12 protein-coding genes are annotated in these 15241 nt (G+C 50.0%); 11 read left to right on the top strand and 1 reads right to left on the bottom strand.

The annotated features are described in order from the left end of the window. Positions 1–10: 10 nt before the first annotated feature. The 11 genes from ABGV42_RS30140 to ABGV42_RS30090 all read left to right on the top strand — a co-directional run bounded on the left by ABGV42_RS30140 (position 11) and on the right by ABGV42_RS30090 (position 14440). Positions 11–1999, top strand: a complete 1989-nt coding sequence (locus tag ABGV42_RS30140; protein WP_347385012.1) for a DHH family phosphoesterase — start codon at positions 11–13, stop codon at positions 1997–1999. Beyond that, complete coding sequence (rplI, locus tag ABGV42_RS30135) at positions 1996–2439, top strand: 50S ribosomal protein L9 (protein ID WP_095290578.1); 444 nt, start codon at positions 1996–1998, stop codon at positions 2437–2439. The genes ABGV42_RS30140 and rplI overlap by 4 nt, the downstream gene beginning before the upstream one ends. A gap of 1 nt (position 2440) precedes the next feature. Beyond that, entirely contained in the window at positions 2441–3802 is a 1362-nt protein-coding gene (gene dnaB, locus ABGV42_RS30130) for a replicative DNA helicase (RefSeq protein WP_347385011.1), read from the top strand. Positions 3803–4241: 439 nt separating this feature from the next. Then, positions 4242–5528 carry an adenylosuccinate synthase gene (locus ABGV42_RS30125; RefSeq protein WP_347385010.1) on the top strand — a complete coding sequence of 429 codons (1287 nt, stop codon included), beginning with the start codon at positions 4242–4244 and terminating at the stop codon, positions 5526–5528. A gap of 175 nt (positions 5529–5703) precedes the next feature. Beyond that, positions 5704–6462, top strand: coding sequence for a hypothetical protein (locus ABGV42_RS30120; RefSeq protein ID WP_347385009.1), 759 nt, complete (start codon positions 5704–5706; stop codon positions 6460–6462). Between the two features lie 529 nt (positions 6463–6991). Continuing rightward, positions 6992–8524 (top strand): peptidoglycan DD-metalloendopeptidase family protein, encoded by a 1533-nt coding sequence (locus ABGV42_RS30115; RefSeq protein WP_347385008.1) that lies wholly within the window; start codon positions 6992–6994, stop codon positions 8522–8524. Positions 8525–8774: 250 nt separating this feature from the next. Next, positions 8775–9497 (top strand): response regulator YycF, encoded by a 723-nt coding sequence (yycF, locus tag ABGV42_RS30110; protein WP_154894423.1) that lies wholly within the window; start codon positions 8775–8777, stop codon positions 9495–9497. Next, positions 9497–11347, top strand: a complete 1851-nt coding sequence (gene walK, locus ABGV42_RS30105) for a cell wall metabolism sensor histidine kinase WalK (RefSeq protein ID WP_347385007.1) — start codon at positions 9497–9499, stop codon at positions 11345–11347. Before yycF ends, walK begins: the two co-directional genes overlap by 1 nt. Continuing rightward, positions 11331–12611, top strand: coding sequence for a YycH family regulatory protein (locus ABGV42_RS30100; protein ID WP_347385006.1), 1281 nt, complete (start codon positions 11331–11333; stop codon positions 12609–12611). Before walK ends, ABGV42_RS30100 begins: the two co-directional genes overlap by 17 nt. 272 nt (positions 12612–12883) lie before the next feature. Continuing rightward, positions 12884–13627 (top strand): two-component system regulatory protein YycI, encoded by a 744-nt coding sequence (gene yycI, locus ABGV42_RS30095; RefSeq protein ID WP_347385005.1) that lies wholly within the window; start codon positions 12884–12886, stop codon positions 13625–13627. 6 nt (positions 13628–13633) lie between these two features. Next, on the top strand, positions 13634–14440 hold the full coding sequence (locus ABGV42_RS30090; protein WP_347385004.1) for an MBL fold metallo-hydrolase: 807 nt from the start codon (positions 13634–13636) through the stop codon (positions 14438–14440). On the opposite strand, the gene ABGV42_RS30085 is transcribed toward ABGV42_RS30090, so the two are convergent. After that, the gene (locus tag ABGV42_RS30085; protein ID WP_095290595.1) at positions 14409–14621 is read right to left on the bottom strand and encodes a hypothetical protein; all 213 of its coding nucleotides are present in this window, start codon (positions 14619–14621) and stop codon (positions 14409–14411) included. The two genes, ABGV42_RS30090 and ABGV42_RS30085, sit on opposite strands and share 32 nt — an antisense overlap. Positions 14622–15241: the final 620 nt, after the last annotated feature.

Genomic DNA, 15241 nt, shown 5'->3' with positions numbered 1-15241 from the left:
GTGATGAGTCATGCCTAAATTTCTGAAGAAACGCTGGCACGGCTACTATACCGTATGGGCGTTCATACTGCTGCTTCTGCTTGTTATGTTCGTGACCATCTATAACTGGGCGCTTGGTTTGATTAGTCTGATACTGGCTTCGGCGCTGGGAATCGTCATGATTAAGGCGGAGATGGCGTTCCGCCGCGAGCTTAACGACTACATTAACGGCCTATCCATTCGCATCAAACGGATGGAGGGCGAAGCGATCAGTATGCTCCCATTCGGGATCGTGCTGTACAGCGAGGATCGTACGGTAGAGTGGCACAACCGCTTCGTCGCGGAGATGTTCCAGGAAAAGACGATGGTGGGCAATCCACTGCAAAACCTTTTTCCGAAGCTGCCTCAGCCGAAAGAAAAAAAGGATGGAACCAAAGAACCGGCCAAGGAACTTCATGATGAATTCCAGTTGGATGACCGGTTCTATGGCGTTATCCATAATCCGCAGGAGCGGTATGTATATGTTTACGAGATCACGGAGCTTGCAGTTCTGCGCGATAAATATGAGAATGAACGCATAGCACTGGGCATTCTGGTATTGGATAATCTGGATGAGGCAGCACAAGGGATGGACGATCAACAGCGGACTGCGCTTATTGCGCGGGTAACGAGCGAGATCACGTCTTGGGCGAAAAGATATGAAGTATACTTACGCCGCCTCTCTTCTGACCGTTATCTGATGATGCTGAATCATAAGTCGCTGCAGGAGCTGGAACAGAGCCGTTTTGTCATCCTGGATGAAGTGCGGGAGATGACGGCAGATCTTAAAGTTCCGATGACACTCAGTATTGGACTCGCATTTGGTTCGGATACGATCAGCGAGATGGGTGAACTGGCACAGTCGAGTTTGGATATGGCGCTTGGACGCGGTGGCGATCAGGCTGCTGTGAAGTCCGGACAACGCCTGTCCTTCTACGGCGGGAAGTCCAATGCTGTGGAGAAACGTACACGGGTCAGAGCCCGGGTAATTGCCCACGCCTTGCGCGACTTGATGCAGGAAAGCGATCGGGTGCTTATCATGGGCCACAAGATGCCTGACATGGATGCAATCGGAGCGTCCATAGGGGTATGGAAGGCGGCAAGCTTATACAATGTAGAAGCAAGAATCGTGCTGGATGGGCCGAACCCGTCCATTGATCGGATGATGGAGCAGGTAAACAAGGATGAGAAATTGTCCAAAGCCTTCGTATCACCCGAACAGGCGACCCAGATGATGACAGAGCATACGCTGCTCGTTGTGGTGGATACCCATAAGGCTTCGATGACCATGGAGCCGAAACTTGTACAATCGGCTACCCGCGTTGTGGTGGTCGATCACCATCGCCGCGGAGAGGAATTCATTAACGATGCAGTACTGATCTATCTGGAGCCGTACGCTTCTTCTGCTGCGGAGCTTGTGACTGAGCTTCTGCAGTATATTCATGACAAGGTGCAGTTCACTCCGCTTGAAGCAACGGCTTTACTCGCCGGGATTACTGTGGATACGAAGCATTTTGCACTGCATACAGGTTCGAGGACATTCGAAGCTGCAGGCTTCCTGCGTCGGAGCGGGGCAGACACCATAATGATCCAGCGTCTCATGAAAGAGGATTTGTCAGAATATATTGCTAAGGCAGAAATCATAAAGCATGCTAAAATGGTATACGGGAACATTGCGCTGGCAGCGACAGACTCCGGTAGCAAGATTCCACAGATGATGATCGCCCAGGTGGCGGACACATTGCTGAATATGACTGACGTGGTCGCCTCATTTGTCATTAGTGAGCGTCCGGATGGACTCATTGGCATCAGTGCTAGATCACTGGGGCGCATGAATGTTCAGGTCGTTATGGAAAGACTTGGCGGTGGCGGACATTTGACGAATGCTGCCGTGCAATTAGAAGGAACGCTTGGAGAGGCAGAAAAACGGCTGATGGACGTACTGGCTGAAATCGAAAAGGAAGAGGGGCTGTTCGAATGAAAGTCATTTTTATAAAAGATGTAAAAGGTCAGGGGAAAAAAGGACAAGTGAAGGAAGTATCCGAGGGATACGCACAGAATTTCCTTCTGCCACGGGGAATGGCACGTTTGGCAACGGACGGCAACATGAAAACACTGGACAACCAGAATGCAGCTGAGGAAAGACGCAAGCAGGAAGAGAAAGCTGAAGCGGAAGTACTCGGCAAAAAACTGGAGGCAGAAGTAACTGAACTGAAAGCAAAATCCGGCGAAGGCGGCCGATTGTTCGGTGCGATCACAAGCAAACAAATCGCTGAAGCTCTGGCAGCCAAAGGGCTGAAAGTCGACAAACGCAAAATTGAGCTGGACGAGCCAATTCGTACACTCGGCGTAACCCAAGTAACCGTCAAGGTTCACCCTGAAGTGAAGGCTACCTTGAAGGTACAGGTAACGGAGGAGTAAGATGGGCGGCGAAATGTTATTCGACCGGATTCCCCCGCAGAACCTGGAAGCCGAACAGGCGGTGCTGGGTGCAATCCTGTTGCAGGGCGAGGCCCTGATTACAGCGATGGAACGGGTGCAAACCGAGGATTTCTATGATAAGCCCCATCAATTGATTTTTGAAGCGATGATCCAGCTGGGTGAGGAAAATCAACCGATTGACCTCGTCACGCTGACTTCGCGTCTGAAGGATAAAGGCGAGCTGGAGGACATCGGAGGCGTCAGTTATTTGGCGAAGCTGGCCCATGGTGTACCTACCGCTGCCAATGTGGATTATTACGCACAGATTATTGAAGAAAAATCGATGCTGCGACGCTTGATCCGTACGGCTACGCAGATCGTCAGCGAAGGATACACGGGCGGCGAAGATGTCGCAGCCATGCTTGGAGAAGCAGAGCGGCGCATTTTGGAAATTTCCAACCGACGTTCCAGTAGTGGCTTTATCGCCATTCAGGACGTATTGATGGAAGTATTCGACCGTGTAGAGACGCTGCATCAAAACCGGGGCACTACAACCGGTATTCCGTCAGGGTTCATCGATCTGGACAAGATGACTGCTGGATTCCAGCGGAGTGACTTGATTATTGTAGCGGCTCGTCCATCTGTAGGTAAGACCGCCTTCGCCCTGAACATTGCCCAGAACGTGGCAATACGGGCACAGGAGACGGTAGCCATCTTCAGTCTGGAGATGTCGGCTGCACAGCTGGTACAGCGTATGATCTGTGCTGAAGCCAACCTTGATGCGGGTGTCATGCGTATGGGTGACTTCAAAGGTGATGAAGATTGGCAGAAGCTGACGATGGGCATTGCAGCCTTGAACGAAGCGGACATTTTCATCGATGATACTCCAGGGATTACAGTAGCAGATATCCGTGCCAAATGCCGCCGACTCAAAAAAGAAAAAGGGCTTGGCATGATTCTGATCGATTACCTCCAACTGATCAGCGGCCGCGGTAAAGCGGGCGAGAACCGTCAGCAGGAAGTATCAGAGATCTCGCGTACGTTGAAACAGATTGGCCGGGAACTTGAAGTTCCGGTTATTGCCTTGTCCCAGCTGAGCCGGGGTGTAGAGCAGCGTCAGGATAAACGTCCGATGATGAGTGACTTGCGGGAATCGGGTTCGATCGAGCAAGATGCTGATATCGTAGCGTTCCTGTACCGGGATGACTACTATAACCAGGAGACCGAGAAGAAAAATATTATCGAGATTATTATCGCCAAGCAGCGTAATGGTCCGGTAGGTACGGTTGAGCTGGTGTTCCTCAAGAACTTCAATAAGTTCGTTAACTATGAGCGGGCACATAATGATGCCTTTGCCATGTAGATGGTAGAGACGATATTATTCGCTAGTTTATAGAGAAGATTTGTAATCATCAACCACTAGTTAATATGAACTTATAAATAGATTATAAATACGATATATAGAGCCTGAGTTCTATCGTGCAATTAAACCGGGGTTAGCCGTCAAGCTAGTTTTGACAGGCTGCGCCGGTTTTTTGCGTCGAAATATGGGGTTAATTCCGAACATTAGAGTATTGCAATTACCAATTGTTCGCCATTTCATTTGACTTTGAAAAAGCGGACTGGTACACTAGAATTGCTGCGTTAAAGCAGCGAAAACCTTCCTTGGAATGTAATACGGGGGGATTTTCACTGTCCGTTAGCACGCTTCTCCGCCGGTATTTTCACTTTGAATTCCTGCCGAGATAGAGGACGGACAGACCAATACAAAGGTGCGCAAGGCACCCACGGAGGTATGTACGATGTCAACGGTAGTTGTAGTGGGAACGCAATGGGGAGACGAAGGTAAAGGCAAGATTACGGATTATTTGGCTGAAAGCGCAGACGTGGTCGCTCGTTACCAAGGTGGTAACAACGCAGGACACACGATTCTGATCGACAACAAAAAATATAAACTGACGATGATTCCATCGGGCATTTTCTACACGGATAAAGCCTGTGTCATTGGTAACGGCATGGTTATCAACCCGAAGGCACTTATTGAAGAAATTAACTATATTCATGATAATGATTTTACGACCAAAAACCTGTTCATCAGTGAACGTGCACATATCATCCTGCCCTACCACATGGTTCTGGATGCACTGGAAGAAGAGAGCAAAGGTCCAAACAAAATTGGTACAACCGGTAAAGGCATTGGTCCAGCTTATATGGATAAATCCGCTCGGATCGGCATTCGGATGGTTGACCTGCTTGATGCGGAAGATTTCGAATTGAAATTGCGTCATCTGGTAAAAGAAAAGAACCGTGTGATCGAGCAAGTCTATGGCGGCGAGCCAGTAGATGTAGAGGAAATCCTGAAAGATTACTTGGGATATGCGGAAATTTTGCGTCCTTACGTGCGTGATACATCCGTTGTGCTTAACGATTCCATTGATGAGAACAAAAAAGTATTGTTTGAGGGTGCACAAGGTGTAATGTTGGACCTTGACCAAGGAACGTATCCATATGTGACTTCATCCAACCCTTCAGCAGGCGGTGTATGTATCGGTTCCGGCGTTGGTCCTGCTCGCATTCAGCAGGTCATTGGAGTAGCTAAAGCCTACACGACACGTGTAGGAGATGGCCCATTCCCTACCGAGCTGCATGATGCAGTTGGTGATCAAATTCGTGAGACTGGACATGAGTACGGTACTGTAACCGGACGTCCTCGCCGTGTGGGTTGGTTCGACAGCGTTGTTGTTCGTCACGCTCGTCGTGTCAGCGGCATTACGGGTCTGTCCCTGAACTCTCTGGATGTTATGACGGGTCTTGAAACAGTGAAGATCTGCACAGGATACAAATACCGCGGTGAGATCATCACACACTATCCAGCTAGCCTGAAAATGCTGGCTGAATGTGAAGCGGTATACGAAGAGATGCCTGGCTGGAGCGAGGATATCACTGGAGCGAAGAAACTCGAAGATCTGCCTGTGAACACACAGAACTATGTGAAACGTGTATCCGAGCTAACAGGTATTCCAATCGCGATCTTCTCCGTAGGTCGTAACCGTGAGCAAACGAATCAAGTCCTTCCAATCTACGTGTAATGTAGAGTTGAATCATAGACCCCCAGTTATCGCCTGATAAGCGATGGCTGGGGGTTTTTCGCATATCTCCTGATATAATCCCGAGATTTCCGTCAATACTGATTAACAGTAGAATCACAGACCTGATGTGCTGATGGCCACAGACAGGTTGGATAATCGGAGGAGGAGAACAGGGATGAAGTTGCTTCAATGGTTTGTCAAAATCGTACTTACCGTCATGCTGGTTAGTTCATTGACCTTGCTGACGACCGGATTAATAGTACAGTCGTATGTGAAATCGCTGCTGGCGAGTTTTAATATTGAGTGGGAAGGGCAACCGCTGGGGTTAACATCCATGTTCCAGGGAGCGCTCGGCGGTAAGGCGAGCGAGGAGAACAAACCGGGGTCAGGAACAACGGATCAGCCGACCGGAGCCGAAGAGGAGCAGGTTCCAGAGGACGCCATATCGGTGATGGGGAATGGGACAGAACAAGATACAAGCTCAGAGAATGGTTCTGGCCATACAGATGCTGGGTCGAATGGAACTGATCAGACGGATTCTACGGGTGGAGACGAGAGCACCAACGCTGGCACAGACAGCATAGACACAAACACCAATAAGGCTTCAGAAGGTGCTACCGGAAGTGGAAACGGAACAGCAGCTGGCAATGGTACGGCAGGAACCTCCGGTAATTCTGCTGCTTCAGGCGAGGATGCTGTTGTGGTATCACCGGATGATATTACGGGAACAAAGGACAAGCTGCCTCTGGAGGAAAAAGAGAAGATCTTCAGTCTGCTGATGGCGAAGCTTCCCCAAAATGAAATGCAACAAATCTCGGGTGCGATGGAAGATGGCCTGACCGAACAGGAATTACGTGACATTGAACAGGTGATATCGAAATATCTGACGAGCGAGGAATACGATAATCTTATGGAAGTGCTTCAGGCCGAATAAGTGACGGTATACAAAAATACGCATAAAAGTGTACGTATCTATGGATCCAGCAATCCACTCTTCACAAGCTGAGAGCAACCAAGTGAAAGATAGGATCCCAAGTATCTTTTTTTACACAATCCCTTACCGGAGATTATCTGGCGAGGGATTTTCTTATTGTATTTTTATGAAAATAATTTCGCATTGTTGTGGGTCTTAGAACCTAGTCTTAAAACTAGACCGAAACTACATAGTATACCTGAACTCGAGGCATAATGGGTAAGAATATCTGGCTGCCATGTTATGGATAATACAGGAAAACCAAGCGGGGCGCGGCTTTGGGCTGTGACGCCTAGAGTTGAAATGAGTGTAAAACCTGTGTTAAAGTATACGGGTGTGATAAAAGGTTAAAATTTTGACACTTTTATGAGCGCAGCCAAAGTCCTGATTTGCGGACACCCAGAACCAAATATCGACAGACTTGAGACAGACACGAATGGGTGTGTCTTGACAGAAATGCGAACTGAGAAGTGCTGAAAAGGAGAGAATCATGAAAGGTTTCAGAGGCATACGCCAACCGGACAAAAACCGGGTACACGAACAATCCGGAGAACACCGGACGGCCGAAGACAAAAACAACATGAGCATGTCCAACTTCAGTGTAAATAAAAAGCGCGTTCTGGCCTTGCGTAAATGGATCATTACAGCAGCATGCGGTGTATTCATCGCTGCATCGATCGGATTCGCAGGCAAGCAATACGTTGCTGCAAACACCGTTCCCTATTACAAGGTTATGGTGAAAGGGAATGAGATTGGCAGCATTACGGATGAAGCGCAGTTACACAAACTATTTGCAGACAAAACCGAGGAATACCAAAATAAATATCCTGACGCGGAAATGGTGCTGAACACAGATGGCATCACGACCGAAACGGTAAAAGCGTACAAACCTGAAGTGAACAGCGAAGAAACGCTGGACAAGCTCGGTGATATGCTGACTGCATATGCCAAAGGCGTGGAACTCAAAGTGGATGGCGAAGTGATCGGCATTGTGAAGGATCAGGCAACAGCAGATGCCATACTGGAACAAGTGCAGAGCAAATACATATCGGCATCGGCTGTGCGTAGTTCGCTCAAGACGAAGGCAGTATCGGCCAACTCGTCAAGCAAAGCGGAAGGGCCAAGTACAACGCTGAAGTCGGTGGACATCAAGGAAGATGTGGCGACAGAGGCAGTCAAGGCGGATCCAAATAAAATATGGGATGTGTCCGAGGCGGTTAAAGCATTAACCGTTGGTAAAGATGCGCCTGTAACTTATGTGGTGCGTGAAGGAGATACGATCTCTTCCATCGCGGCCAAATATGAGATTACGCAAAGCGAGATTCGCAAGAACAATCCAGGCATCAAGGAAACGTCACTGCAGATCGGGGACGAGCTTACGCTGACGGTGCCTAAACCGGCAGTTACGGTGAAGTCGGTTGAGCAGGTCGTGGAGCAAATTGAGATCAAACCACAAGTTGAAGTGCGAAAAAGTGATGAGCTAAAAGCAGGCACAACCAAAGTGGTACGTCCTGGACAAAGCGGACTAAAAAGCATGCAATACCGTGTAACCAAGGAAAATGGTGAAGTCATCAAGGAAGAATGGCTGGGCCAGGAAGTCATCAAGGCAGCGGTTACTGAGGTGGTGCTGAGCGGAACGAAAGTGGTCGGTGAGGGTACAGGTGAATTCGCTTGGCCTGTATCGAACGCAACGATGAGCAGCAGCTTCGGACAACGCTGGGGTCGTCAACATAAAGGTGTCGATCTGGTAGGTAACCGGGATGTGAAATCCGCCGATGAAGGCGTGGTTACTTTTGCAGGACAGAAGAGCGGGTATGGCAATGTTATTATCATTAACCATCGTAACGGATATGAAACACTGTATGGCCACCTGGACAGCATTGGCGTAAAGGTTGGACAAGTGATTGAAAAAGGTGAGAGCATCGGCGTTATGGGCAACACCGGTCGTTCGACCGGAACGCATTTGCATTTCGAGATTATCAAGAACGGAACGCCAGAAAATCCGATGACATATCTCAACTAACGGAAAGAAATCAGGAGCAAGGTTGGCTTAGATGCCGGCCTTGTTTTTTCATGCTGTAAAATATTTTCAATTTGTAGCATTTGGATCGATGGATCGGGATGTGACTGTCCTTCAGGTATGTTAAACTATACAGTAAAGATACCATTATAGATCAAACCGTTAGAATTACGTTTTTCATAGAAGATAAGATCCAAAAAGAGATAAAGACCGCTAGGGCGGATCAAGCAGGATATAGGGGTGAATACAGCCGATGCAGGGGAAGATTTTGGTGGTGGACGATGAACAGCCCATTGCGGACATTCTGAAGTTTAACTTGGAAAAAGAGGGGTACGAGGTCATCTGTGCTTTTGATGGCATTCGTGCGGTTGAACTGGCATTATCCGAGAAACCGGATCTGATGCTCCTGGACCTGATGCTGCCGGGCAAGGATGGCATGGATGTATGCCGCGAGGTACGCGCCCATCTGGAGATGCCGATTATTATGCTGACGGCGAAGGACGGCGAGATTGATAAAGTGCTCGGGCTGGAGCTGGGTGCGGACGATTACGTAACGAAGCCTTTCAGTACGCGGGAGCTTCTCGCCCGGGTGAAGGCACAGATGCGCAGACGACAGAAGCCTGCAATGGCTGCCGAGGCTCCGGAGGACGACGAGAAGCAGGTCATGCGCTTGTTTGACCTCGCATTTGATATGGACATGTATACGGCCTATAAAAGCGGTGAACCGCTTGATCTGACGCATCGTGAATACGAGCTTCTCTATTATATGGCGAAGAACTCCGGCAAGGTCATGACGCGGGAACATCTGCTGCAGGCGGTATGGGGATATGAATATTTTGGGGATGTACGTACCGTGGATGTCACGATCCGTCGTCTGCGCGAGAAGATTGAGGAGAATCCGAGCAAACCGGAAACGATTCTGACTCGCCGCGGGCTGGGTTATCTCGTGCGCAGTCCCAAAAGCGTGGGGATATAATGGGGCGTTTCTCGCGATTTTCGTTCTTCCGAACGATTCAGGCGAAACTGATTATTATCTATGTACTGCTGATTCTGATTGCGATGCAATTGATTGGCGTTTATTTCGTGAGTGCGATGAAGAACTCCCTGACGAGCAACTTTACCGAGGATCTGCAGGCACGGGCGGAAATGCTGTCCGTTCTTGTGGGTGAGACCATGGCTGGTGGAGAAGCTGAGGCTGGCGAGGACAAAACGGAAAACCTGCGTGTACTGGTGAACAATCTGTTCAACATTAACGGTGCCGAGATTCAGGTGCTGGACGCCAGTGGCAAAGTGTTGACCACTTCCTTAAGCTCACATTCCGATTATGTGGGTCGCAAAAATACCCAGACCGTTGTTAGCCGGGCACTGCAGGGCATCCGGGATAATGAGGAGTACATTGTGGACGAGGACAATGTCCGTAAAAAGGTCGTTGCCAAGCCGGTCATGTCCGGCGGCAAGATCATCGGCGCGGTTTACATCGCCGCCTCCATGAACGAGCTGTACTCCACCATGGAGGGAATCAACAAAATTTTCATTTCCGGCATACTGATCGCCTTGGTGCTGACCGCAGTGCTCGGCGTCATTCTGTCACATACCATTACGCAGCCCATCAAGGAAGTTACCCGCAGGGCAACAGCGGTTGCCGAAGGGAACTTCGATCAGCAGACGCCTGTATTCGGCACAGATGAGATTGGACAGCTCAGTCGGGCGTTCAACTATATGACCAGTCGCCTGCGGGACGCGCTCTCTCAGAATGAAGAGGAGAAAGAGAAGCTGACGTCCATTTTGACGAACATGAGTGATGGCGTGGTTGCAACCGATGAGTATGGCAAAGTCATTCTGGTCAACCGCCGTGCTAGCAGCATTTTGGGCATGCGTCCTGCGGATATCGAAGGCAGGCATTTTGCCGTTCTGCTCGGTATTGATCCGGAAGATGCGGAAGCACTGGCGAGTGGTTTTACGGGTTCAACGCTGCTGCAGATTGCACCTGCCGGGCAGGAAGACCCTGTGGTGATCCGCATGACGTTTACGCCGGTTCATCGGCGTGAGCTGGGCATTACCGGTACGATTGCTGTGCTTCAGGATGTTACCGAACAAGAAGAGCTGGAGGCATCCCGGCGCGAGTTCGTTGCGAATGTATCGCATGAGCTGCGTACGCCGCTGACGACGATCAAGAGCTATGCAGAAGCGCTTGATGATGGAGCACTTGAAGACCCGCAGCTGGCTGGACGGTTCGTTGGCGTTATTCAGAACGAGACGGAGCGCATGATACGGCTGGTTACGGATCTGCTGCATCTCTCAAGGCTCGACTCCAAGGAAGCACTGCTGCGCAAACAGCCGACCGATATTATGGACATGCTGGAGGAGGTAACGGATCGTTTCTCATTCCAGATGCATCAGAAGGATATTCAGCCTGTATTGTCGGTCGAGAATGGCATTCCTGAGGTTCCACTGGATCGGGACCAGATTGATCAGGTCCTGGATAATGTCGTGTCCAATGCGCTGAAGTATACGCTGGAGGGCGGAACGATTACAATTGCAGCCAGACGCAGTGATGAGCATACTCTTGCCATCTCGGTATCTGATACGGGGATGGGTATTCCGCAGCGGGACTTGGATCGTATCTTTGAACGGTTCTATCGTGTAGACAAGGCCCGTTCCCGCAGTATGGGCGGTACAGGGTTGGGACTATCCATTGCCCGGGAAATTGTTAGGGCACATGACGGCACCATTTCTTTGGAGTCCGAAGTGGATGTAGGCACAACCGTAACGTTCACACTGCCTATGCGTGAAAAAGGAGGTGAGCACCTTGAAGGAACGGATTAAATCCCTGGTGCTCGCTTCTCTCGTTGCCGCCAGTCTGGTGCAGAGTTATTTTCTGATCTATCGTTTGCCCGGTGGCGGGGATTCGATTGTGACGTCTGAGACGAACTATGTGAAGACCGAGAACATGGGTCAGGAACGAGATATTGAGGAACTGATCTTCCCCGACCAGATGATGATTCATATGGGAGAGGACAAACATACGGTGTTTTACCCAGGCAATACCTTCTACCAGCTGATCTATTCACGTTTGCAAGGACGTACATTTGATGATTTCCAGCGGCGTACCATCCAGTCTGTGAACTGGGATCGGATCCGTAAGGATAACCCCGGCATTGAGTTGTCGTTCAAGGAAGGTATTCCGGTTGCCCTGCTGCAGCGAGTGATGCGGCTTGGTACGGACTCCTTGTTTCAGGGCGAAACGATTAACCGGATCTCGATCTATACGGCGAAAAATGAAACCAAAGCCCATGCACTGTTCTTCAGTGCTAAGGGTGATGTCGTCTATGAAGCAACTCAGGCTGACTTGACGGTACAGGACGTGCAGCAGCATGTCGACTTCGGTACCAATTGGACGCCATACACGCTGACGGACGGTGGATATTATATTCCGGCAGAGTCGCTGGATGCGGTTGAAGCGGATGTACCGACAGGGCAGTTTACTGTGGAGCAGATGCAGCGCAGCCTGTTCTTCGATCCCAGCATGACCCGGAATATTCGGGAAAAGGATGGATCGGAGATCTATACGGACAGCAAACGAAGTCTGCAAGTGAAGCAGGATCAGCGTTGGATCAGCTATACCGATCCGGCTGCACCACCTGCAGGACAGATTGATGCAGCGAAGGACGCGCTGTCTGCGGTGGATTTTGTGAATCAGCATGGCGGCTGGAAAGGCCGCTCACGCATGATGCTGGATACCGTGGATAACAAGACGCATCTGGAGTTCCAACAGTATTACGGCAGTTTTCCGATTATGGATTCGGTACAGTTCCGCTTCGGCACCATCAGTATGGAGATGCAGCAGGAGACCGTGTCCAGCTATGAACGTTCGCTGGAATACCTGAACGAAGGTGCTGAAACGAAAAAATCGGTGAAGCTGTCAGGTGGCGACAAGCTGAAAGCCCTGATCGAGAAGGTAGCTGGTGAGAGCCGCCAAGTGGTCGACGTGTACCCGGCGTATCGCCCGTCCACGATTGAGGGTGGACTGAAGCTGATCCCTGTATGGGTCATCCGCTTCAGCAACGGAGAGGAGACCACTGTTTCTTGATGGTTGTTCTAGGGTGCCGGAGTCATTCGATTTGGAGCGAGGTGTAAGGTCACACGATAACGGAGAGGGCAGAAATAACCTGAAGAAGCGGAGCGTTCGCTAAAAGCTTTCTGAAAGAAAGCTACTTCGGAAGCATACGCTACCACCGGATTTCCCCTTTCGAAGAGGAATTCATGAAATCCGGGGGTAACAGCGATCGGAAGGTTGTTCTGACCGCGTAGTGGCCCAGTGTGAGATTAGTCGTCTTATATCAAATAACGGAGGTGAATGTTTTGGATTGGGGACGGGCGAAAAATGTATTGATCTATGCCTTCCTGCTGCTCAATCTGGTGCTGGGTTACCAGATCTGGATGGATGCGCGGGAGACGGCCGGAGCCAATCTGGACTTCACCTCGCTGGCAGACAATACGCAGCAGGCGATGGAAGAGAAGGGCATTCAAGTACTGGCACCGATTCCGAACGAAACGCCGAAGCTGCCCAAGCTGTCCTATGAGTTTATAGAAGAGGACAAGACGGGGATTCAAATGGATCTGGACAAGCCGGTGGACAGCAAGCTAATCTTCTCGCAGAGGGAGCTTGAGGACGTGCTGGCGGGCGAAATTCCGCAGATCGGCACGTATCGGCTGGATCAGCTAATGACGGAGGATGGGGCATTTGTGCTTCATCCGCTTGTCGATGGGAAGTGGCCGCTCTTCAATGTCAGTCTGGAGCTGTTCTACAGCGATCAGAAAATTACGGGTTACCGTCAGACTCCGGTGCGGATTACAACCGCAGAGGAGAGCGATCAGCAGGTGCTTCCGGCGCCGAAGGCGCTGGGAACGCTGATCGAGAACTTTTTGCCGAACGATGCCATTGTCAAAGACATTCAGCTGGGCTACTACGGCCAGTTGTTCAATTCCGATATACAGGTAGCGATGCCGGCATGGCGGTTCGTGCTGGAAAGTGGCGAAGTGTTGTACGTGCAGGGCATCAGTGGGGATGTTTTCAGTCCCAAGACAGACAAACCAGGGGAGTAATGCGTTATGGGGATATATTTTACCGTGTTATCCAGCGGTTCGACAGGGAATGCAACGGTTATACAGCATGGGGGCACGTCCCTCATGATTGACGCGGGTCTTAGTGCAAAGCGATTGGAAGCCTTGTTTCTGGAACGGGAGATTTCAGGAACGGAGCTGGACGGGATTCTGGTTACACATGAACATTCCGATCACATTAAAGGACTAGGCGCGATGTCTCGGAAATATAATTTACCAATCTATGCAAATACGAATACGTGGGCGGCCTTGGAGAAGTCGGTTGGGAACATTCCCGAGGAAAACCGGAGAGTGTTCGAGACGGGGGAGCAGCATGATTTTGGCTCTTTGCGTGTGGAATCTTTCGGCATCTCTCATGACGCGGCGGAACCCGTGGGGTACACGTTCGATGATGGCAGCGAGAAGCTGTCCGTCGCAACAGACCTAGGTTATATGAGCGACAAGGTTCGCGATGCGATCGCAGATTCCGATGTGCTTGTGCTGGAGGCGAATCATGATGTCGAATTGCTGCGCATGGGGCGTTATCCATGGAACACCAAGCGCCGCATTCTGAGCGACATTGGGCATTTGTCGAACGAAGCGGCAGGGGCAGCGCTCAGTGAACTGATGAACGGACGCATCAAGCGCACGTATCTGGCACATCTCAGCCGGGACCATAATATGATGGATTTGGCGAAAATGACGGTGCGTGAAGCCATGGAAAGCCGGGGCTGTTTTTATAAAGATCATGAGTTCAAACTCTGTGATACGTATTATGACCGTCCTACGCCATGGGATAGGGTGGGTGAGCCATAAAGCTGTCGAGCTCGGCGGCTTTACGTTCCACTTCCTCGCGGGTCAGAATGCCTTTGTCGATCAGCAGCTCGATGATGGTGCTTAACGCTAGGGTATTCCGGTAATGTTCTTCCTTGAGATCGGCCAGCTTGGCCGCCATATGAACCTCATCCATGGCTGTGAGGGTACGCGTGCGTTCCATAAGTGAATCCTCCTTCTATGAACCTTCGAATTGGTCTTTTACTATTATTGTAGTCAGGCTGGATGGAAAACATTCCTCTTTTTGCCGCTATAATTTGAGTTGCGAGGCGTGTATGCTGAAATCTGTGGCTTCCTGAGCCGAAAAAGTTCTTGGGAAAATAGAAAAAGTACGCTTAGCGAACCGGGTTTTGTGGTGATAGTTACTATGGGCGTTTTTATTGTAGGTCCATTATCGATAAGTCCGCTTTAGCAGAAATTTGCGTCAATCTTCGTAATTATGCAACTTTTTTGCATTTGGCGTGTTTAGTATATATGGAGCCTTGGATAAGAGGCTTGTTTGTTCGGGAAGTTGGCATGTCGTAGAATGCGAGAACGTTGCTGATAGAGTCAAGGACAGGATGGGAGTGTCCGTTCTGTTGTACATAGACGCTTCATCTCGGGATAGCGGGGATGCAGCGATATGCAAAACAACTTTAAATAATGCGAGAAAGCATGGAAAACCGTTGGGGTCTTCACGTAACGGAGACGACAGAATGAACTTGGAGAAGCGATCGAAAGGTTCATCTGTCGGCGGAGTGGGCTATGTGAGAACACCATCGTTGGCCATGCCACAATGATCAG

This window comes from Paenibacillus pabuli (genome assembly GCF_039831995.1).
Taxonomy (GTDB): Bacteria; Bacillota; Bacilli; order Paenibacillales; family Paenibacillaceae; genus Paenibacillus; species Paenibacillus pabuli_C.
This window is presented reverse-complemented; position numbering and strand designations above follow the sequence as displayed.

Excerpts from the sequence above, each read along its gene's own strand:
- yycF (WP_154894423.1), top strand. The coding sequence starts at position 8,775 with ATGCAGGGGAAGATTTTGGTGGTGGACGATGAACAGCCCATTGCGGAC.
- ABGV42_RS30140 (WP_347385012.1), top strand. The coding sequence starts at position 11 with ATGCCTAAATTTCTGAAGAAACGCTGGCACGGCTACTATACCGTATGG.
- ABGV42_RS30125 (WP_347385010.1), top strand. The coding sequence starts at position 4,242 with ATGTCAACGGTAGTTGTAGTGGGAACGCAATGGGGAGACGAAGGTAAA.
- ABGV42_RS30120 (WP_347385009.1), top strand. The coding sequence starts at position 5,704 with ATGAAGTTGCTTCAATGGTTTGTCAAAATCGTACTTACCGTCATGCTG.
- dnaB (WP_347385011.1), top strand. The coding sequence starts at position 2,441 with ATGGGCGGCGAAATGTTATTCGACCGGATTCCCCCGCAGAACCTGGAA.
- rplI (WP_095290578.1), top strand. The coding sequence starts at position 1,996 with ATGAAAGTCATTTTTATAAAAGATGTAAAAGGTCAGGGGAAAAAAGGA.
- ABGV42_RS30085 (WP_095290595.1), bottom strand. The coding sequence starts at position 14,621 with ATGGAACGCACGCGTACCCTCACAGCCATGGATGAGGTTCATATGGCG.
- ABGV42_RS30090 (WP_347385004.1), top strand. The coding sequence starts at position 13,634 with ATGGGGATATATTTTACCGTGTTATCCAGCGGTTCGACAGGGAATGCA.
- walK (WP_347385007.1), top strand. The coding sequence starts at position 9,497 with ATGGGGCGTTTCTCGCGATTTTCGTTCTTCCGAACGATTCAGGCGAAA.
- ABGV42_RS30115 (WP_347385008.1), top strand. The coding sequence starts at position 6,992 with ATGAAAGGTTTCAGAGGCATACGCCAACCGGACAAAAACCGGGTACAC.